Below are 18,555 nucleotides of genomic sequence, written 5' to 3'. Positions count from 1 at the left end.
AGGCCTATTCATGAACCGCGACAGTCGTCATCTGGAATCAGTCCTGCACCGCGACATTCCCCTGACGCAGGCCATGGGCGTCAAAGTGCTCGACTGGCATGACCAGCAATTGCGCCTGTACTTGCCGCTGGAAGCCAACGTCAATCACAAGAGCACCATGTTCGGCGGCAGCCTGTATTGCGGCGCGGTGCTGGCGGGCTGGGGCTGGCTGCACTTGCGTCTGCGCGAGGAAGGGATTGAGGACGGGCACATCGTGATCCAGGAAGGGCAGATCAGCTATCCGCTGCCGGTGACCATGGACGCGACGGCGATTTGCCAGGCGCCGAGTGCGGCGGTATGGAAGAAGTTCTTGGCGATGTATGGACGCTATGGGCGGGCGCGGTTGACGTTGCACTCACGGATTGTGAATGCCGATAGCGATGACGATGCAGTAACGTTCACCGGGCAGTACGTCCTTCACCGATAACGACACAACACCTGTGGCGAGGGAGCTTGCTCCCGCCGGGTCGCGGAGCGGCCCCAAGGCCAGCCACCGCGCGATATCATTTAAATCCCGGTGCCTGAATTGCGGCTGCTGCGCAGCCGAGCGGGACGGTGCGGCGTTCCGACAAGCTCCCTCGCCACAAGGCGTGTGCGCAGATCAGGAACGGGCGAGTTCCAGCAGTTTTTCCCGCCAGGCAGCCTTCGCCGGCAGCGCCAGGAAAAACTCGTTCAGCAAAGACTCCCGCGCCGGATAACTGAACGGCACGCCGCTCAACTCCAGCACTTCACCGCCGGCTCCTTCCAGCACACCTTGGGCCGCCGCCGTATCCCACTGCGAAGTCGGTGCCAGGCGCGGATAACAATCGGCCGCGCCTTCCGCCAGCAGGCAAAATTTCAGCGAACTGCCGATATTGGCCAGTTGCAACTCACCGAGGCTGTCGCTCAGTCCGGCCAGCAAGCGTTCTTGTTCAGGGCTTGAATGCCGACGACTGGCAACGACCGTGAACGCCTCTCCAGGAGCCAGAGCATTGCGAACCTGAATCGGCGATGGCTCGGCTTCTCGATCACCACGCCACGCGCCAAGACCCGCACCGCCAACATAGAAACGCCCGTTGGTCGGCATCGACACCACACCAAACACCACGCGACCTTGCTCGATCAGCGCGATGTTGACGGTGAACTCTTCGCTGCCCGAGATGAACTCCTTGGTCCCGTCCAGCGGATCGACCAGCCACCAGCGCTGCCAGCCGGCACGCACGCTCTGCGGGATGTTGGCGTCCTCTTCGGACAACACCGGAATGCTTGGGTCCAGCGCGGTCAGCCCGGCCAGAATCAGGTGATGAGCGGCAAGGTCGGCCGCGGTGACCGGTGAATCGTCAGCCTTGGCGGTCACCGCAGTGCCGGTACGCCAAAACGGCAGGATGGCGTCGCCAGCCTTCAGTGCCAGTTCAACCACCGGCGCCATCAAGGGATGCGGAAAATTCATGGCAGGAATACCCCGCGCTGAGTCAGCAGATCGCGGGCCAGGTACAGCGCCGCCAAGGCACGGCCCTCGGTGAATCGCGGGTTCTGTGCCAGGCCGGACAGTTCACGCAGATTGATCTTGTCCACGCCCATAGGTTCGGGCTCGTCACCCTCTAGCCGTTCTTCGTACAAGTCGGTGGCCAGGACCACCTGAATTTTCTGGCTCATGTAACCCGGCGACAAGGACAACTCGGTCAGATGCTCCAGCTGTCGTGCGCCATAACCGGCTTCTTCCTTGAGCTCGCGCTCCGCCGCCGCCAACACGTCTTCACCCGGTTCGATCAAGCCCTTGGGCAAAGACAGCTCGTATTCATCGGTGCCGCCGCAATATTCCTCGACCAGCACCGCGTGGTCTGCATCGATCATCGCCACGATCATCACCGCGCCATACCCGGCGCCCTTGCCGACCAGTCGTTCATATGTGCGCTCCACGCCATTGGAAAAGCGCAGTTTCAGCTCTTCGACGCAGAATAAACGGCTGGTGGCGACAATCTCGCGGGCGAGGACGGTGGGTTTCTGGCGCATGAAAAGCTCCTTGGCGTGAACGCGTTACTATACCCGGCCTATCCTGATTGTTGACCTCGGATATCTTTTTTACCGTTGGAGAAGTTTTTTATGTCACTGCTGCCGTGGCGCGACATCGACACCGTTCTGCTGGACATGGACGGCACGCTGCTGGACCTGCATTTCGACAATCATTTCTGGCTGGAGCATTTGCCCCAGCGTTACGCCGAGTTGCACGGGGTGAGCCGGGCCATGGCCGAGATGGAATTGCAGCCGCTGTTCGAACGCAACGCCGGCCAGTTGCAGTGGTATTGCCTGGATTTCTGGAGCGCCGAGCTGAAGCTGCCGGTGCGCGAACTGAAACTGGAAACCGCGCACCTGATCGCTTTGCGCCCCGATGCGGATACATTTCTGGAGGCGATCAGGAAGGCGGGCAAACGGGTGGTGATGATCACCAATGCGCACCGGGACTCGTTGTCACTGAAGCTGGAACGAATTGAACTGGCGCCCTACTTCGAGCGATTGATCAGCTCTCACGATTACGGCTTCCCCAAGGAGAATCCGCAGTTTTGGGAGGCCTTGCAGGCGGACATCGGCTTCGATCCGGCGCGCAGCCTGTTTATCGACGATACGTTGCCGATCCTGCGCAGTGCGCGGGATTTCGGTGTTGCGCATTTGTTGGCAGTGCGGGAACCGGACAGCCGCAAAGGGCCGAAAGACACGGCGGAGTTTGTGGCGGTGATCGATTATCGGGAGCTGATTGCCGGGCTTTGAGACTTGTGGCGAGGGAGCTTGCTCCCGCTGGAGTGCAAAGCGCTCCCAATCTGGCTGAAGTTTCCTTCAGAGAATTGCGGCTGCTGCGCAGCCGAGCGGGACGGTGCGGCGTTCCGACAAGCTCCCTCGCCACAGGTTTATGTGTTACTCCGGAATCCGCAACGACTGCCCCGGATAAATCTTGTTCACATCCTTGAGCATCGGCTTGTTGGCCTCGAAGATCTTTTGATACTTGTTGGCATCGCCATACACGCGCAAGGAAATCGCACTCAGGGTGTCGCCCTTCACAACCGTGACAAAGGTCGCAGCCTTCACCACCGGCCCGGTCACCGTAATCTGGTCATCCACGCTCCCGACGCCGGCGATATTGCCCACCGCCAACAGAATCTTCTCCTTCTCTTCCTGACTGCCGACTTCACCTGTCACCGTGACCTTGTCGCCATCCACTGTCGCCTGCACATTCGGGTTACCCAGGCCGACCTTGCTGATGTGTTCCTTCAACTGCTCGCTGGCATTGGCATTGCCGGGTGTCAGCAGATCGATAAGTTTTTCGCCTGCTTCTTTCACAAAGCTAAAAATACTCATGGTGCACGCTCCTTGGGTTTTGGGTTCCAGACGCAAAAGCCTAGACCAAGGTTGCAACCCTCGGTTCTCACCCGACCAATGACGCCGCTTGCCCCCAGGCGCTAGAATCCCGACCTTCCCGCGCCCTGGAGCGAAGATGGACATCAAGCAACTGAAATTCCTCATCGCCCTCGACGAAACCCGTCACTTCGGCCAGGCCGCCGCACGTTGTCACATCACCCAGCCGACCTTGTCCATGCGTCTGCGCAGCCTCGAAGAAGAGCTGGAGCTGCCATTGGTCAACCGCGGCCAACGCTTCGAAGGCTTTACCGCGCCTGGCGAGCGGGTGCTGGCCTGGGCGCGCACCGTGCTGGCGGCCTGTGACGGTTTGCAGGCCGAGGCCGCCGCCTGTCGCGGCAACCTGGTCGGTACGCTGCGTCTGGGCGTGGTGCCCTTGTCGAGTTTCGATCCGCTGCCCCTGCTACAACGCCTGCACACCGAACACCCGAACCTGCGTTTCGAACTCTCTGCGCTGAGCTCCGAGCAGATCCTCGAACAACTGGCGAACAATCGCCTGGACCTCGGTGTGTCGTACCTGGAACGCCTGGACGCCGAACGATTCGACTCCCTGACCTTCAGCGAAACCCGCATGGGCCTGCTCTACGATCAGCGCTTTTTCACGTTCGGCGAGGCACCGCTGAGCTGGGAGTCGTTGATTGAACTGCCGCTGGGCATGCTCACCAGCGGCATGCATTTCCGCCAGTCCATCGATCACAATTTCCACAGCCGCGGCCTCACCCCCCAGCCGCTGTTGCAGACCGATGCCGTGCATCAACTGTTACAAGCTGTGCACGGTGGTTTGTGTTGCGCCGTGATGCCGCTGGACGGTGGGCTGGAAAACCTGACCGATCATCTGCGTTTGCAACCGATCGAAAACGCGCAGACCCTCGGCCAACTGGGGCTGATCATGCGTCGCAGCGCGCCGCGGTCAGCGCTGGCGGAAGCCTGTTTTGCGATCTATCAGAAATCGCCAACCATCTCTTGATCGATGTCATCTATCGGCAGATCAGTAATAGCGATTAGACGCGACACTTTGACGCGCATAGGCTTAAACCTGACCAAACCGTCGGTGATGCCTGATGAAAGCCAAGCGCCCTGTTTGCGCGGCGCCAGCCCTCGAAGCGCCCGCGCCCGCCGCCAGCCAAACCTACAGTTACAGCGATCTTCAATACACCGAATCGGCCAGCACCGCGCTGGCCGAAGAAGTCGCGCTGGCGATTGCCTTCAACGGCATCAGCCAGGCGGTGATGCTGGTGACGCCAACGGATCTGGAAGACTTCATTGTCGGTTTCAGCCTCGGCAGCGGCATCATCGAAGACGCCTCCGACATTTATGACCTGCAACTCAGCGGCTCGGGTTCGGCGCAATACGCGCAAGTGACCATCGCCAACCGCGCCTTCTGGAACCTCAAGCAGCAGCGTCGGCAATTGGCCGGCACCAGCGGTTGCGGACTGTGTGGCGTGGAAGCGGTGGAGCAGGCCTTGCCGGACCTCAAGGTGTTGCCCGGCGCCCCCCTGCCACCCGCCGAATGGCTTGACGGCTTGCGCCAGCGCATCAGCGCGTTTCAGCCTCTGGGTCAGCATTGCGGCGCGGTGCATGCGGCGGTGTTCATGAACGCCGAAGGCGAATTGCTGCTGGGTCGCGAAGACATTGGCCGGCACAACGCCCTCGACAAACTGATCGGCGGGCTGATCCGGCAAAAAATCCCGACCACCGGCGGCCTGGCGATTGTCACCAGCCGTTGCAGCCTCGAATTGATCCAGAAAGTGTTGCGCGCAGGCATCCAGACCCTCGTCAGCCTGTCCTCGCCCACGGGCCTAGCCGTGCAATGGGCCCGCCGCCATAACCTCAATCTCATCCACCTGCCGCAGAAAAGTGCGCCGCGGGTATATAGCCCTGCGTTGGAGAATCAAGCGTGAGTCAACATCGTCAAGCCGACCAGACACCCGTCCCCCGCTACAAGCCCTACAAAGGCCCGGCCGGTGGTTGGGGCGCGCTGATCAGCGTTGCCCAGGCCTGGTTGACCAGCGACAACGCGCTGAAAAACCTGCGCATGATGCTCAAGACCAACAAGAACGGCGGCTTCGACTGCCCCGGTTGCGCCTGGGGCGATTCCAATGAAGCCGGCATGGTGGCGTTCTGCGAGAACGGCGCCAAAGCGGTGAACTGGGAAGCGACCAAACGCCGTGTCGACGGCAAGTTCTTCGCCAAACACAGCGTCACCCAGCTGCTGGAGCAGAGCGACTACTGGCTTGAATATCAGGGCCGCCTGACCGAGCCATTGAGCTACAACGCCGAAACCGATCGCTACCAACCGATCAGCTGGGACGATGCGTTTGCCCTGATCGCCAAGCATCTGCGCGGTTTGTCGAGCCCGGACCAGGCCGAGTTCTACACCTCGGGACGTGCCAGCAACGAAGCGGCGTACCTCTATCAATTGTTCGTGCGCGCCTACGGCACCAACAACTTCCCCGACTGCTCGAACATGTGCCACGAGGCCAGCGGTGTTGCGTTGTCGCAGAGCGTTGGCGTCGGCAAAGGCACCGTGACCTTCGATGACTTCGAGCACGCCGATGCGATTTTCGTCTGGGGCCAGAACCCCGGCACCAACCACCCACGGATGCTCGAACCGTTGCGCGAAGCGGTCAAACGTGGCGCTCAAGTGGTGTGTATCAACCCGCTGAAAGAACGGGGACTGGAACGTTTCCAGCACCCGCAACACCCGCTCGAAATGCTCACCAACGGCGACAAGCCGACCAACACCGCGTACTTCCGTCCGGCACTGGGCGGCGACATGGCGATCATGCGCGGCATGGCCAAGTTCCTGCTGCAATGGGAGCGCGATGCGCAGAAGGCGGGTGAGCCTGCCGTGTTCGACCACGACTTCCTCAATGAACACAGCGTCAACGTGCTGGACTACCTGGGCGTCGTCGACGACACCTCGTGGGAGCAGATCGTCGAGCAATCAGGCCTGCCCCTAGTCGAAATCGAAAAAGCCGCGCGCATGTACGCCAAAGGCAAGAACGTCATCATGTGCTGGGCCATGGGTATCACCCAGCATCGTCATTCGGTGGCGACCATCCAGGAAATCGCCAACCTGATGCTCTTGCGCGGCAACATCGGGCGGCCGGGCGCGGGCCTGTGCCCGGTGCGTGGCCACAGTAATGTGCAGGGCGACCGGACCATGGGTATCAACGAGCGTCCGCCGGTGGCGTTCCTCGACGCCCTGGAACGTCGTTTCCAGTTCAAGGTGCCGCGTGAAAACGGCCACAACGTGGTTGAAGCGATTCACGCCATGGCCGAAGGTCGGGCAAAAGTGTTCATCGCCCTGGGTGGCAACTTCGCCCAAGCCACCCCTGACAGTCCGCGGACCTTCCAGGCGCTGAGCAATTGTGACCTGACCGTGCAGATCAGCACCAAGCTCAACCGCAGCCACCTGGCCCACGGTAAAGACGCGCTGATCCTGCCGTGCCTGGGCCGGACCGACATCGACCGGCAAACCGAAGGCCCTCAAGCAGTGACCGTCGAAGACTCGTTCAGCATGGTCCACGCCTCCAATGGCCAGTTGGAGCCGCTGTCGAACCAGATGCGCTCGGAGCCAGCGATTCTTGCCGGTATCGCGGCCGCCACGCTGGGCAGCCACCCCGTGGACTGGAATTGGCTGGTAGCGGACTACAATCGCATCCGCGACTTGATTGCCGACACCATTCCCAACTTCAAGGACTTCAACGAGAGGATCAAGAACCCTGGTGGTTTTTACCTCGGCAACAGTGCCGGTGCGCGCAAATGGAACACTGCATCAGGCCGGGCCAATTTCCGCCCGAACGTATTGCCCAAGGACCTGGTGCACGAACGCACCCGCGCCACTGGCGTATTGCCGGACCTGATCCTGCAGTCAATGCGTTCCCACGATCAATACAACACGACGATCTATGGCTTGAATGACCGTTATCGCGGCGTGAAAGGTCAGCGCGACGTGTTGTTCGTCAACGAAGCCGACATTATTCGCCTGGGCTTCAAGCCTGGGCAGAAGGCCGACATCGTGTCGATCTGGGACGATGGCGTAGAGCGTCGGGTGAAGGGCTTCACGCTGCTGGCGTTTGATATTCCTGCGGGGCAAGCGGCTGCGTATTACCCGGAAGTGAACCCGCTGGTGCCTCTGGAGAGCACCGGGGATGGCAGCCATACGCCGACGTCGAAGTTTGTGGCGATCCGGTTGGAAGCGGCGAGTGAGACCGGGTTGATCATGGCCAAGTCAGCTTAACGCGCACACCCTGTGGCGAGGGAGCTTGTCGGAACGCCGCACCGCTGCTTTTTTTGGGGCCGCTTCGCGACCCAGCGGGAGCAAGCTCCCTCGCCACAAGACGATGTACGCGCCTGATTTTCAGCGGCAAGCCAACTTTCCCAACGCCCACAAAAAAGGCCGTTTTTTCACAAAAACGGCCTGTCCGAAGTAGCTAAAGACCGGCGAAAAACACTTAAGTTCCGCCCAAAAAACAGTAACTTAGGTATATCTGCTGAAGTCGTGTCATTCGTCGGATTTCGATTGTAAGCACCCTGCCTCAGCCTCAGGATCGCGCCGTCATCCCCTTGAGGTTCCTCTATGAAGTTCTCCTCGATTCTCTTGTTGTCCCTTGGCCTGGTCAGTGGCTTAGCTTCTGCCGGAGGCACCACCGAAGCAGGTGTGGGCGGCGCATTGGGTGGGGTTTTGGGCTCGGTCGTCGGTCAATCGTTAGGCGGCAACACAGGTTCCACCATCGGCGCAGCCCTGGGCGGCGCGGGTGGTAGCGCAGTCGGCGCAGACAAACGCAGCCGTGGCGAAGCGGCCATTGGCGGTGCGTTGGGCGCAGCGGGCGGTAACGTGGTCGGTCGCAGCATGGGCGGCACCACCGGCAGCCTGATCGGCTCCGCGGCAGGCGGCGGCGCCGGTGGCGCGCTGGGTAACTACATGGGCAACAAGAGCGATGAGGACGATGATCGTCGCTCCTATCGCGGCCGTGGTGACGACCGTCGCTACTACCGTGATGGTCATCCCGGTCGCGGTCACGCCTATGGCCACCGCAAGCATCACCATCGCTATCGCGACTGAGGCTTGAATCGCCTCGTTTACCGGTAGATCAAGAAATCGCAGCCTTCGGGCTGCGATTTTTTTTTGCCGGTCAAACCACCAACCGCTCCAGCGCACCGCGCAATCCGCCAGGAATCGCCACCGGCTGATTCGATGTCCGATCCACGAACACATGTACGAAGCGCCCCGCCGCACAGGCGTCGTCTTCACCCGCCTTGAACACCGCCAGTTCGTATTGCACAGAGCTGTTGCCCAGCTTGCCCACCCGCAAACCGATCTCGATCCGGTCGGGGAAAGCGATGGAGGCAAAGTAATCGCACGCCGAACTCACGACAAAACCCACGACTTCGCCGTCATGAATATCCAGGCCGCCGACTTCGATCAGATACGTGTTCACCGCCGTGTCGAAAAAGCTGTAGTAGGTGACGTTGTTGACGTGACCGTACGCATCGTTGTCGTGCCAGCGAGTGGTGATGGGCTGGAAGTGCGGGTAGTCGGTGCGTTGAGGCATCGGGTTGGACATCAGGTTCGATTCCTTGAGTTGGATGGCGAGTTTAAGGCGGAAACCGCGTCGTACTCATCGCAAGCCTGCTCGCGATTGCGTCATTAAAGACACTACAAATCAGCAAACCCCTTACCCACCGCCGCCAACTCCCCAATCAACCGCGCCGGCTGCCAGTGATCACCCTGCCGGGTCTCCAGCGCCAACAACCGCTGATGAATGTCCGCCAACCCTTGCTGACCCGCCCAGGCCATCGGCCCGCCCTTGTCCGCCGGGAACCCATAGCCGTTGAGGTACACCAGATCGATGTCGTGCGCCGTTGCAGCAACCCCTTCCTGAAGGATTTTCGCGCCCTCGTTGACCAGCGCCAGCAAGCAGCGCTCCAGAATCTCCTCAGGGCCGATTTCACGACGCTGGAAGCCTAATCCCTCGCTGACTTGCAGCACCAGCGCATCCACTTCCACATCGTGCTCAGCCTGGCGACTGCCGGCTTCGTAGTGGTAATAACCGTTGCCACTCTTCTGGCCGAAACGCCCCAGTTCGCACAGGCGGTTGTCCACCTGGACCTGCGGCGCATCCTGCCCGACACCGGCCAGTTCCCGAGCGCGCCATTGCAGGTCGATGCCGACCACATCGAACATGCGAAACGGCCCCATGGCGAAACCGAAGCCCTGCAACGCCGCATCCACCTGATAGGGATAAGCGCCCTCGAGCAGCATCTTGCGCGCTTCGAGCACGTAGGTATTGAGCATGCGGTTGCCGATGAACCCCTCGCAGTTGCCCGACACCACGCTGACCTTGCCCATGCGCTTGCCCAGCTCCAGCGCGGCATCCAGCACCGCCGGCGCAGTCTGTGCGCCACGAACGATTTCCAGCAGTTTCATGATGTGCGCCGGGCTGAAGAAGTGCAGGCCCAGCACTTGTTGCGGACGGCGAGTGGCCGCAGCGATCGCGTCGATATCCAGCGCTGACGTGTTGCTCGCCAGAATGGCTTCGGGTTTGAGCAGGCCATCGAGCTCACGGAAAATTTTCTGCTTGAGCTCAAGGTTTTCGTACACCGCCTCAATCACCAGATCGACATCGCGGATCGCTGCGTAATCGGCAGCCGCCGAGATCCGCGCAATACGAGCGTCCGCCTCGGCCTGATCGATCCGCCCCTGACGCACGTTGTGCGCGCAGGTCTCGGCCACGCTGGCCAGCGCTTGCTCAAGCATCTGCGGATTGTTATCCACCCATTGCACCGGCACCCCGGCGTTGGCCAGGCACATGACAATGCCACGGCCCATGGTGCCCGCACCGATGACGGCGGCGCGCTGAATGTTGAACGGTGTCTGGCTCATGATTGTTCTCTTGTTGGCGATCCAAAGACAGTCCCCACCATAGTCAGCCACCGGGCATTTTTGAAATTTATTCCTGTGATGGGGGACATTCAGCGGATGGATCTAACCCGGCAAATGCGCCTCGGCCCAACTCCGCACATCGCCATACGGATAATCCTCCAGCGCTGCAAACCCTGGAATCGACCGGGCCTTGAGCTTGGTAAACAGCGGCACGCTGATCCCGCACAAAAACCGCGTCACGCGCTCCGCTGAGGGAACGCTGCCGACGTGCTGTTCATGCCTGTGGATAAAATCACCGCACAGCGCCTCGAAGTTTTTATCCACAAGCGCCGGCAACTCTGGCGGTGCGGGCAGCCGCGCCACATGCCCGTGACACACCGAACAGTGCCCGCACTGCTGCGGCGCATTTTCGTCGCCGAAATACTCGGCGAGGCGATAACCCAGGCAATGCTCGGTGGCGAACAGATCCAGCATGGCGTGGATTCGCGCGATCTCGGTGCGTTCATGCTGGGTGAAACAAGCATGCAGTTCGGCACTCAGTGCCTGACTGTCGAAGTCCGTTTGCAGCAGGCTGTAGACCTCGGTCATCTGTTTGCTTTCCAGCTCGACCCAGCCCTTTTCCTGGAAATAATCCAGTGCCTTGACCACCCGATCGCGCTCGGCCCGATGCTGCTCGTACAACGCATCGAAATTCACCGTGGCCCAGGTCCGCGCGCGGGTGGAAGTCTGGATGATTGCCGCTACGAAGTCCTTGCGCTCACCCTCGAAGCGGGCCAGCAAGTCTTCCGGCTCCTGCAAATACTTGAAGCGGTATTCGGCGTAATAGGCGTAACGCGGGGCGATGATCCTGCGTAGCTCCAATTGCACCAGCAAGGTCTTGAGCGGTAACTGGCGGATATTGCTCTGATCGGCCAACGGTCCCAGCAGAAACTCCCATTGCCCCTCGGGTGCAGCGGCTTGCAATTCGTCGAGTACGTGACGGATGCCGTCCAATTCCGGCGTGTCGCCGTAGACGAAGTTTTCCAGCACGTTGAGGCTGTCGCGGTTGGCCAGTACCAGGCAGTCCGACGGTTGCCCGTCACGCCCGGCGCGACCGATTTCCTGACTGTAGTTTTCGATGGATTTGGGCAAGTCGAAATGCACCACGTTGCGAATGTCGCTCTTGTCGATGCCCATGCCAAAAGCGATGGTAGCGACGATGCAATTGGACTGACCGCCCATGAAGCGCTTTTGAATCGCTTCCCGTTGTTCATGGGGCAAACCGGCGTGATAGGCCTCGGCCTGCACGCCGTTGCGCCCCAGGTGTTCGGCGATGTGCTCGGCGGTTTTCTGCAAGGTGACGTAGACGATGCTCGGCTGGTCGGGACGCTCCCTCATCCATTCGACCAGGCGTCGACGTTTGTCCTGGCCGCGCACCGGCTCCACCAGCAAGTTGAGGTTCGGCCGATAGAAACCGGTGGTGACCACGTCTTCAGGAGCGATGGAAAATTTCGCTTCCATATCCGCGACCACTTTCGGGGTCGCGGTGGCGGTCAGCAGCAACGCCTGAGGGATGTTGAACTGGCGCTGGTAGTCCGGGAGCTTGAGATAGTCGGGGCGGAAGTTATGACCCCACTCCGAGATGCAATGCGCCTCGTCCACCACCAGCAGCGAGATCGGCACCTGCTGCAAGAAATGGCGAAAGCGCTCGTTCTTCAGGCGCTCCACGGAAATCATCAGAATCTTCAGCTCGCCGGACTTGGCGCGAGCCATCACATCGCTGGCGTCGTCGCGGCTCTGGGCCGAATCGATACTGCCCGCTGCGATCCCGTGTCGCTGAAGAAACGCCAACTGGTCCTGCATCAATGCCAACAACGGCGAGACCACCAGCGTCAGGTGCGGCAGCAATACCGCCGACATCTGGTAACACAGGGACTTGCCTGAACCCGTGGGGAAAATCGCCGCCGCCGAACGCCCGGCCAGTACAGCGCTGATCGTCGCCTCCTGGCCGGGCCGAAACTGTGGATAACCGAAAACCTGTTCCAGGGTGTTGTGCATAAGCTGTCACTCCGTTGACCGCTGCGAAGCCCAAAGCCTAGCCGGTGATCGCAGCGAGTCGAGAAAAGGTCGGGGGCAAAAACGATACGGGATGATACAGCGTCCATCAGGCCAAACCTTCGCCACAGGTTGAAACAAACGGGGCACTTTGCCTCCCTGACGCTTCACCCCTTTTCACCGGTAAGGTTCACCTTCAAAAAAAATTGCCCTCTTCGCGCAATGTTCAACACGGCAGGAAAGCCTGATGTGCGCGGAGATTTACGAAGGAACGACCATGCCTCAACGACCCATTTTTTTACTCCCCCCCGTGCTCGCATTGACCTTTTTGTTAAGCGGCTGCCTGACGAACCCCACGCAGCCGTCCATCGACCCGACCCCGTTCGAGACACTGGAATATCAGGGCCAGCAAGGCCTGGCGGTGATTAACGCGTCAGCCCTCTACGCCCGAGGCGGCACTGGCCAGGGGGTGGCCGTAGCGCTTGTCGACTCAGGCCTGAACAGCAACTTGCCGGAATTTCAGGGAAGAATCGCTGACCCGGGTTTTGACTATGTCGAGAACCGTGCCGGCACCTTCGACCGGGTGGGTCACGGTACCCAGATGGCCGGCATTCTCGCCGCCAACAAAGATGACCAGGGCATGCACGGTGTCGCCTTCAACGCACAACTGATCCCCTTTCGTTTCGGCGACGACAACGAGCCATTTTTCTTCGACACCGAGATTGCACAATCCTGGCAGGCCGGCTTCGACAAAGGTGCGCGCATTCTCAACAACTCGTGGGCCAATGCCATTCCGGCGACAGAGATCAATGAGGCGCGTTACAAGCAGGTCATGCCGGAGTCGTTGGTGACTGCCCGGAAACTGGTTCAGGAAGGCGCTGTTTTTGTGTTCCCGACGGGTAACGAACTGAAACGGGAACCGTTGGCTGAACCCGGCTTGCCGATCGCCATACCCGAACTGGAAAAGGGCTGGATCGCCGTGGTTGCACTGAAAAACGACGGCAGCGCCATCAATGCCAAGTCCAACTATTGCGGCGTGGCGGCTGCCTGGTGCATCGCGGTACCGGGCGGCGATTCCGGCGCTGGGCAAGGACTGCTGACCACCAGCAAGGACGGAAAGTACGTGCAGACCGCCGGCACCTCGCCGGCTGCCGCCATGGTCAGCGGAGCCCTGGCAGCATTGCAAAGCCGATACCCCGAACTTACCGCGCAACAAGTACGCGAACGCCTGCTGGCAACAGCGAACCGAACAGGTATCTATGCCAACAGTGAGGCGTACGGTCGAGGTTTGATGGATCTTGAAGCGGCTTCGCGCCAGGCTCCGAAATCCACGATCAACTAAGCCGAAACGGGGAGGACAGCGTCACCGGGACTTGCCCTAGACAGCACTAGGGCACCAACACCGCCACCCGAAGTTGCTCATTCAACGCCTGCTCATGAAACACCTGGCTCTTGCTCGCCCACGCCGCGTGGGCCGGGCTGATTTCGCCGGTGAACGCCGCGGCCAACTGACGCAAATCAGCGACGCTTCGCACACGGGGGCAGAACGGTTCGCCGTCGCAGTCTTGGCTGGCATTGCGGTAGGTGGTCAGCAATCGATCCCACAAGCCATCACGCACCTGGCGTACAGACTTGAGCTTCACCGCCTGCACGCCCAGGCGTTGTTTCAGACCCTGTTCGTCCAGCGCTTCGCTGGCCAGCAGCGCCTTGCCGAACATCAACACCTCAGCGCGAGACGCGGTGTCCATGTTCGCCTGAGTGGTGAGCGCGTCCGGCCAGCCCGTGCGGTCCATGTTGGCCAGCACCATCGAGTTACCCGCGTCAGCCGCGCCGGTCAAACGACACGCCCCCGCCCACAACAACAAAACCGAGGCCATACGTAGCCATTGCATACCTAATTCCCTTTAAGTGCTTAACCAGGCATTTTCGAAATGCCCTACAGATTCTGGCGCGCACGATACAGAGGTTTGCTGCGCTGCGCCTGAGAAACACGTAGGAAAATTCACCTGTAAGGGTTTCGATTAAAAAAACCTCGGGAAACGCGTAGGGCGAATGCCCGAGGGCCAGTAAATCCCCTACAAACTGTGTCGATTGCAGCCGTATTGCCGCAACGCGTCGTCCGCTTCATAGTTTTCGGCGCGGCTGAAACAGTGTCGGCCTGCCAGACTTCCTACAGGACGGACCCAGATGCAAGACCGCTATTGCCCACTCAAAAGCCGCTACAGCGACACCCCGGTCCTGGTGATTGACACCGAGGCCGACCCGCACGAAATCCTCGACGCCGCCCGACAACGCATCCGCGCCGCCAGCGACCTGCTCGAAACGCTGTACTGCCTATGCTTCAAACAGGCGGACGCGAGCGACATTCCCAACATCGTCAACGCGCTTTACCTGCTGACCCAGGACGGCAACGAACTCCTCGACATCGCCCGCCAACGCCTCCCAAAACTCACCGCTGGTTAATGCCCACCCACACCCCCCTGGAGGAGCGAGGCTTGCCCGCGAAGAACGATAACGCGGTGTGCCTGCATATCAATAAACGAGAGAAATTCGACGGGGGATAAGTACGTAGGCAACGCCCTATCAAAGCTTCATCCCGGTCCTACAACAGAAGGCACCTTGTCGCCTATCGCCAACCGGCGACTCACACCTATAGTCAGACCGTCGCTGCCAAATCAGCGACTCGGGCTTGGTCACTCGACAAAGAGAACGCATATTCCCAATTAATTAGAGGTGTTCTTCAGTGACCATATTAAATCCGTTTCCAAACCGCTACCGCCCACTCGAAACAAACCTCACCGATTCCCCGCCCCTGATCATCGACACAGAGGCCAATCCGCAAGACATCCTCGAAGCCGCCCTCCAGCGCATCCGCGCTTCCAGCGACCTACTCAAAACCCTACATTGCCAATGCTTCAAAAACGGTGACGTCGAAGACATCCCGCATATCACCCACGCCCTCTACCTGTTGACTCAGGACGGCTGCGACCTACTGAAAGTCGCCCAACAACGCATGATGGGCTGGAAAGCACCGGCCTGACACACCGTGTTCACAGGGTATGCCAGCCTCACTGTGAGCTGGCTGCCCACGAAAAAGGATACTAATTCCTACATCCTTAATGGAGACAGAAGATTGCAAACTATTATTGATTGCGTAGCATGTGAGCCACTGATCAGCCATAGGCTCCTTCTTATGACAACCGAAACGATTGATCACAGCGCACTCGTCAAACTGGTTGAAAGCGACGCTGTTAGCGCCATTCACATCGTAGCCAAGCAAGGTGGTTGGGCGATTCAGGTCCAACATGGATCAAAAAAGCATTCTCTGGCAGCGCAACGCAGCCAGCAAATACGCCTATTCAAACGACTCGAAACCCTAGTGATCTATTTGCAAGGAATAGGCATCAATCATTTCGATGTCGACGCTTCGAGCTATGACCCCCTTCAAGTAAAAACCTATTCTCGCCCTGACCGCTCCGACGCAATGAAGCAAGTTCACGAAGCGGCTGCTTACGAGGAGTGGTTCAGGAAACAGGTTCAGGCCAGCATTGATGATCCTCGGCCAAGTGTTAGCGACGAAGAGGCGCGCCGAATCTTTGCTGCCAAACGTGATGCCATACGTCAACGGGCGCGCTGATGCGGGTAGTTTGGCGCCCCTCGGCGCTGACTGACCGGGATAACATCATGAATCATATTTGTCAGGACAACCCTGACGCGGCCCTTGTTTTAGACGAAATCTTTGAGCTCAAAGCAGACCAAGCACGTCAGCGACCAAAGCTGTATAGGAGGGGTAGAGTTTTTGGTACTCATGAAATCGTCGCCACATCGAATTACATCATGGTCTACATGGTCCTGGATGAAACGGTAGAAGTAGTGCGGATACTGCATGCTAGACAGAAGTGGCCGTGGACTGAGTCAACCGCAGGGTCATCTTGAGTCCTGAGGGCTTCAAGAGCTCTGAAGGACCTACTCAACAGCGCGTGTCAGGAGGCGCTGATAAGCATCGGCGCCAGCCTTGCCTTCAACTGGACTCAATCATGAACCTCGCTTCCAACTTCCCCGACGATCACGCCATGCACCTGCTCATGCAGTTGCTGCACGAAGAACTCGGCCTGCCCGAACGCAAAACTATCAGCCTCAACACCTCGATCAACTTCGACCTGGGCTGTGACGGCGCCGATGCGCGAAACCTGATGGAAGCCCTGGAAGAACAGTTTGGAATCGACTTCATCGACTACGACGCTTATCGCTACTTCCAACCGGAAGGGTTTGATGTGTTTCAAAAGCGCCGGGCGAAGGGGCGCGGTGACAAAGTCCCGCTAACCATCGGAATGCTTTACCAAGCGATCAAAGTGCAACGGTGGGAGACACAGGAATTGGAAGGCATCTAGCCGAACGCGTAAGTGCCATTATTCTGGTCGTTTAGTGCCTTTTCGGTTGGAATAATGGCAGTTACGGTGTGCCTGACAGCCTGAATTGCACATACAAAAAAGCCGCCCCAAAGGGCGGCTTTCTCATTCCATCAAACCAGCTCTCACAACTTCGGCCCAGCAGCCTTGATCGCGTCGCTCACTTCGAACTTCTTGAAGTTCTCAACGAACAACCCGGCCAGTGCTTTAGCGGCTTCATCATAAGCAGCCTTGTCAGCCCAGGTATTACGTGGGTTCAACAGGCCAGTCTCAACGCCCGGTACGGCCAGTGGCACGTCGAGGTTGATGGTGTCGAGGTGCTCGGTTTCAACACCGATCAACGCGCCGCTCTGGATCGCTGCGATCACGCCGCGAGTGGTCGGGATGTTGAAGCGTTTGCCGACGCCGTAGCCGCCGCCGGTCCAGCCGGTGTTGACCAGGTAGACCTTGGAGCCGAAGCCGCGGATGCGCTTGATCAGCAGCTCTGCGTATTCACCGGCCGGACGCGGGAAGAACGGAGCGCCGAAGCAGGTGGAGAAGGTCGACTTGATGCCGCTGCCGGAACCCATTTCAGTCGAGCCCACCAGTGCGGTGTAGCCGGACAGGAAGTGGTAGGCCGCTTGTTCTTCGCTGAGGATCGAGACGGGCGGCAGGACGCCGGTCAGGTCGCAGGTCAGGAAGATCACAGCGTTTGGCTCGCCACCGAGGTTTTTCTCGGAACGCTTGGCAACGTGCTCCAGCGGGTAGGCGGCGCGGCTGTTCTGGGTCAGGCTGACATCGGCGTAGTCGGCGTGCTTGGCGTCGTCGATCACGACGTTTTCCAGGACGGCGCCGTGCTTGATGGCTTTCCAGATGACCGGCTCGTTCTTCTCCGACAGGTCGATGCACTTGGCGTAGCAGCCGCCTTCGATGTTGAAGACAACGCCTTCGCCCCAGCCGTGTTCGTCGTCACCGATCAGGTAGCGGCTTTCGTCGGCGGACAGGGTGGTTTTACCGGTGCCGGACAGGCCGAAGAATAGGGTCACGTCGCCGGCTTCGCCGATGTTGGCGGCGCAGTGCATCGGCAGTACGTCGGCAGCCGGCAGCAGGAAGTTCTGCACCGAGAACATGGCTTTTTTCATTTCGCCGGCGTAGCGCATGCCAGCGATCAGCACTTTTTTCTGGGCGAAGTTGAGGATCACGCAACCATCGGAGTTGGTGCCGTCACGCTCTGGCACGCATTCGAAGTTGGCAACGTTGAGCACTTGCCACTCATCACGGCCAGCCGGGTTGTATTTTTCCGGGTTGATGAACAGGCAACGACCGAACAGGTTCTGCCAGGCAGTCTGGGTGGTCATTTTCACGGCCAGGTAGTGGTCTTCAGACGCACCTACATGAACGTGGGAAACGAAATGCTCTTGCGCGTTGTTGAACGCCTCGACGCGAGCCCACAGGGCATCGAACTTGTCGGCCGGGAACTTGCGGTTGATAGGGCCCCAGGCGATGGCGGCCTGGGTGGTCGGCTCTTCAACGATGAAACGATCGACTGGCGAGCGGCCGGTACGGTGACCGGTGCGAACAACCAGCGCGCCGGTATCGGCAAGCTCGCCTTCACCGCGATTCAGGGCTTCTTTAACCAGATCATCAACACTCAGATCGGTGTACACGGCGTTATTGGCTTGCGTCATGAGGTTCCCCGTCGGCCAGTGGCCGAGTGCTCCAAACGTTTTGTAGTAGAAAGTCGTGCACTACTACCGCGAAAAAAGTGGGCCGGATTATGCCAGAAAAGCCCAAAAAAAGTAGGGCCCTCCCGTC

20 protein-coding genes are annotated in these 18,555 nt (G+C 59.6%); 12 read left to right on the top strand and 8 right to left on the bottom strand.

All coding sequences use genetic code 11. The features are described from left to right. Nucleotides 1–10: 10 nt before the first annotated feature. The gene (locus tag B723_RS06470) at nucleotides 11–466 is read left to right on the top strand and encodes a thioesterase domain-containing protein (protein WP_017335936.1); all 456 of its coding nucleotides are present in this window, start codon (nucleotides 11–13) and stop codon (nucleotides 464–466) included. 174 nt (nucleotides 467–640) lie between these two features. On the opposite strand, the gene cysQ is transcribed toward B723_RS06470, so the two are convergent. Both cysQ and nudE read right to left on the bottom strand, forming a co-directional pair. Further along, nucleotides 641–1,468, bottom strand: coding sequence for a 3'(2'),5'-bisphosphate nucleotidase CysQ (gene cysQ / locus B723_RS06465; protein ID WP_017335935.1), 828 nt, complete (start codon nucleotides 1,466–1,468; stop codon nucleotides 641–643). Further along, on the bottom strand, nucleotides 1,465–2,031 hold the full coding sequence (gene nudE / locus B723_RS06460; protein ID WP_017335934.1) for an ADP compounds hydrolase NudE: 567 nt from the start codon (nucleotides 2,029–2,031) through the stop codon (nucleotides 1,465–1,467). The genes cysQ and nudE overlap by 4 nt, the downstream gene beginning before the upstream one ends. A gap of 90 nt (nucleotides 2,032–2,121) precedes the next feature. Between nudE and yrfG the strand changes: the two genes are divergently transcribed. Then, on the top strand, nucleotides 2,122–2,784 hold the full coding sequence (gene yrfG / locus B723_RS06455) for a GMP/IMP nucleotidase (RefSeq protein ID WP_017335933.1): 663 nt from the start codon (nucleotides 2,122–2,124) through the stop codon (nucleotides 2,782–2,784). 144 nt (nucleotides 2,785–2,928) lie between these two features. Here yrfG and lysM read toward each other — a convergent pair whose 3' ends face one another. Then, entirely contained in the window at nucleotides 2,929–3,369 is a 441-nt protein-coding gene (gene lysM, locus B723_RS06450; RefSeq protein ID WP_017335932.1) for a peptidoglycan-binding protein LysM, read from the bottom strand. 136 nt (nucleotides 3,370–3,505) lie between these two features. Here lysM and B723_RS06445 point away from each other — a divergent pair, with 136 nt between their 5' ends. The 4 genes from B723_RS06445 (at nucleotide 3,506) to B723_RS06430 (ending at nucleotide 8,497) form a co-directional block, all read left to right on the top strand. Beyond that, entirely contained in the window at nucleotides 3,506–4,393 is an 888-nt protein-coding gene (locus B723_RS06445; RefSeq protein WP_017335931.1) for a LysR family transcriptional regulator, read from the top strand. 94 nt (nucleotides 4,394–4,487) lie between these two features. Further along, nucleotides 4,488–5,327, top strand: coding sequence for a formate dehydrogenase accessory sulfurtransferase FdhD (gene fdhD / locus B723_RS06440; protein WP_017335930.1), 840 nt, complete (start codon nucleotides 4,488–4,490; stop codon nucleotides 5,325–5,327). Then, nucleotides 5,324–7,672 (top strand): FdhF/YdeP family oxidoreductase, encoded by a 2,349-nt coding sequence (locus B723_RS06435; protein WP_017335929.1) that lies wholly within the window; start codon nucleotides 5,324–5,326, stop codon nucleotides 7,670–7,672. The genes fdhD and B723_RS06435 overlap by 4 nt, the downstream gene beginning before the upstream one ends. A 339-nt stretch (nucleotides 7,673–8,011) precedes the next feature. After that, on the top strand, nucleotides 8,012–8,497 hold the full coding sequence (locus tag B723_RS06430) for a glycine zipper domain-containing protein (protein ID WP_017335928.1): 486 nt from the start codon (nucleotides 8,012–8,014) through the stop codon (nucleotides 8,495–8,497). A gap of 70 nt (nucleotides 8,498–8,567) precedes the next feature. On the opposite strand, the gene B723_RS06425 is transcribed toward B723_RS06430, so the two are convergent. The 3 genes from B723_RS06425 to B723_RS06415 all read right to left on the bottom strand — a co-directional run bounded on the left by B723_RS06425 (nucleotide 8,568) and on the right by B723_RS06415 (nucleotide 12,355). Beyond that, the gene (locus tag B723_RS06425; RefSeq protein WP_017335927.1) at nucleotides 8,568–8,999 is read right to left on the bottom strand and encodes an acyl-CoA thioesterase; all 432 of its coding nucleotides are present in this window, start codon (nucleotides 8,997–8,999) and stop codon (nucleotides 8,568–8,570) included. Between the two features lie 92 nt (nucleotides 9,000–9,091). Continuing rightward, the gene (locus B723_RS06420) at nucleotides 9,092–10,318 is read right to left on the bottom strand and encodes a 3-hydroxyacyl-CoA dehydrogenase (protein WP_017335926.1); all 1,227 of its coding nucleotides are present in this window, start codon (nucleotides 10,316–10,318) and stop codon (nucleotides 9,092–9,094) included. Nucleotides 10,319–10,420: 102 nt separating this feature from the next. Next, nucleotides 10,421–12,355: a RecQ family ATP-dependent DNA helicase gene (locus tag B723_RS06415; RefSeq protein WP_017335925.1), complete on the bottom strand. Its 1,935-nt coding sequence runs from the start codon at nucleotides 12,353–12,355 to the stop codon at nucleotides 10,421–10,423. Nucleotides 12,356–12,629: 274 nt separating this feature from the next. Here B723_RS06415 and B723_RS06410 point away from each other — a divergent pair, with 274 nt between their 5' ends. Further along, a complete protein-coding gene (locus B723_RS06410) occupies nucleotides 12,630–13,694 on the top strand; it encodes a S8 family peptidase (RefSeq protein ID WP_031318230.1) in 1,065 nt (354 codons plus the stop codon). Between the two features lie 46 nt (nucleotides 13,695–13,740). Here B723_RS06410 and B723_RS06405 read toward each other — a convergent pair whose 3' ends face one another. Next, complete coding sequence (locus B723_RS06405; RefSeq protein WP_017335923.1) at nucleotides 13,741–14,244, bottom strand: hypothetical protein; 504 nt, start codon at nucleotides 14,242–14,244, stop codon at nucleotides 13,741–13,743. 295 nt (nucleotides 14,245–14,539) lie between these two features. On the opposite strand from B723_RS06405, the gene B723_RS06400 reads away from it, so the two are divergent. The 5 genes from B723_RS06400 (at nucleotide 14,540) to B723_RS06380 (ending at nucleotide 16,743) form a co-directional block, all read left to right on the top strand. Then, on the top strand, nucleotides 14,540–14,815 hold the full coding sequence (locus B723_RS06400; protein WP_017335922.1) for a hypothetical protein: 276 nt from the start codon (nucleotides 14,540–14,542) through the stop codon (nucleotides 14,813–14,815). Nucleotides 14,816–15,095: 280 nt separating this feature from the next. Next, nucleotides 15,096–15,392: a hypothetical protein gene (locus B723_RS06395; RefSeq protein WP_017335921.1), complete on the top strand. Its 297-nt coding sequence runs from the start codon at nucleotides 15,096–15,098 to the stop codon at nucleotides 15,390–15,392. A 153-nt stretch (nucleotides 15,393–15,545) separates the two neighbouring features. After that, nucleotides 15,546–15,989, top strand: coding sequence for a hypothetical protein (locus tag B723_RS06390; protein ID WP_031318228.1), 444 nt, complete (start codon nucleotides 15,546–15,548; stop codon nucleotides 15,987–15,989). Beyond that, on the top strand, nucleotides 15,989–16,288 hold the full coding sequence (locus tag B723_RS06385; protein ID WP_017335919.1) for a type II toxin-antitoxin system RelE/ParE family toxin: 300 nt from the start codon (nucleotides 15,989–15,991) through the stop codon (nucleotides 16,286–16,288). Before B723_RS06390 ends, B723_RS06385 begins: the two co-directional genes overlap by 1 nt. 101 nt (nucleotides 16,289–16,389) lie before the next feature. Next, nucleotides 16,390–16,743, top strand: coding sequence for a DUF1493 family protein (locus B723_RS06380; RefSeq protein ID WP_017335918.1), 354 nt, complete (start codon nucleotides 16,390–16,392; stop codon nucleotides 16,741–16,743). A 143-nt stretch (nucleotides 16,744–16,886) separates the two neighbouring features. Here B723_RS06380 and B723_RS06375 read toward each other — a convergent pair whose 3' ends face one another. Then, complete coding sequence (locus B723_RS06375) at nucleotides 16,887–18,428, bottom strand: phosphoenolpyruvate carboxykinase (protein ID WP_017335917.1); 1,542 nt, start codon at nucleotides 18,426–18,428, stop codon at nucleotides 16,887–16,889. Nucleotides 18,429–18,555: the final 127 nt, after the last annotated feature.

Origin of the sequence: Pseudomonas fluorescens NCIMB 11764, assembly GCF_000293885.2 — a bacterium.
Taxonomy (GTDB): domain Bacteria; phylum Pseudomonadota; class Gammaproteobacteria; order Pseudomonadales; family Pseudomonadaceae; genus Aquipseudomonas; species Aquipseudomonas fluorescens_B.
Note: the sequence above shows the minus strand (reverse complement) of the source record. Positions and strands in the feature narration are given on the sequence as shown.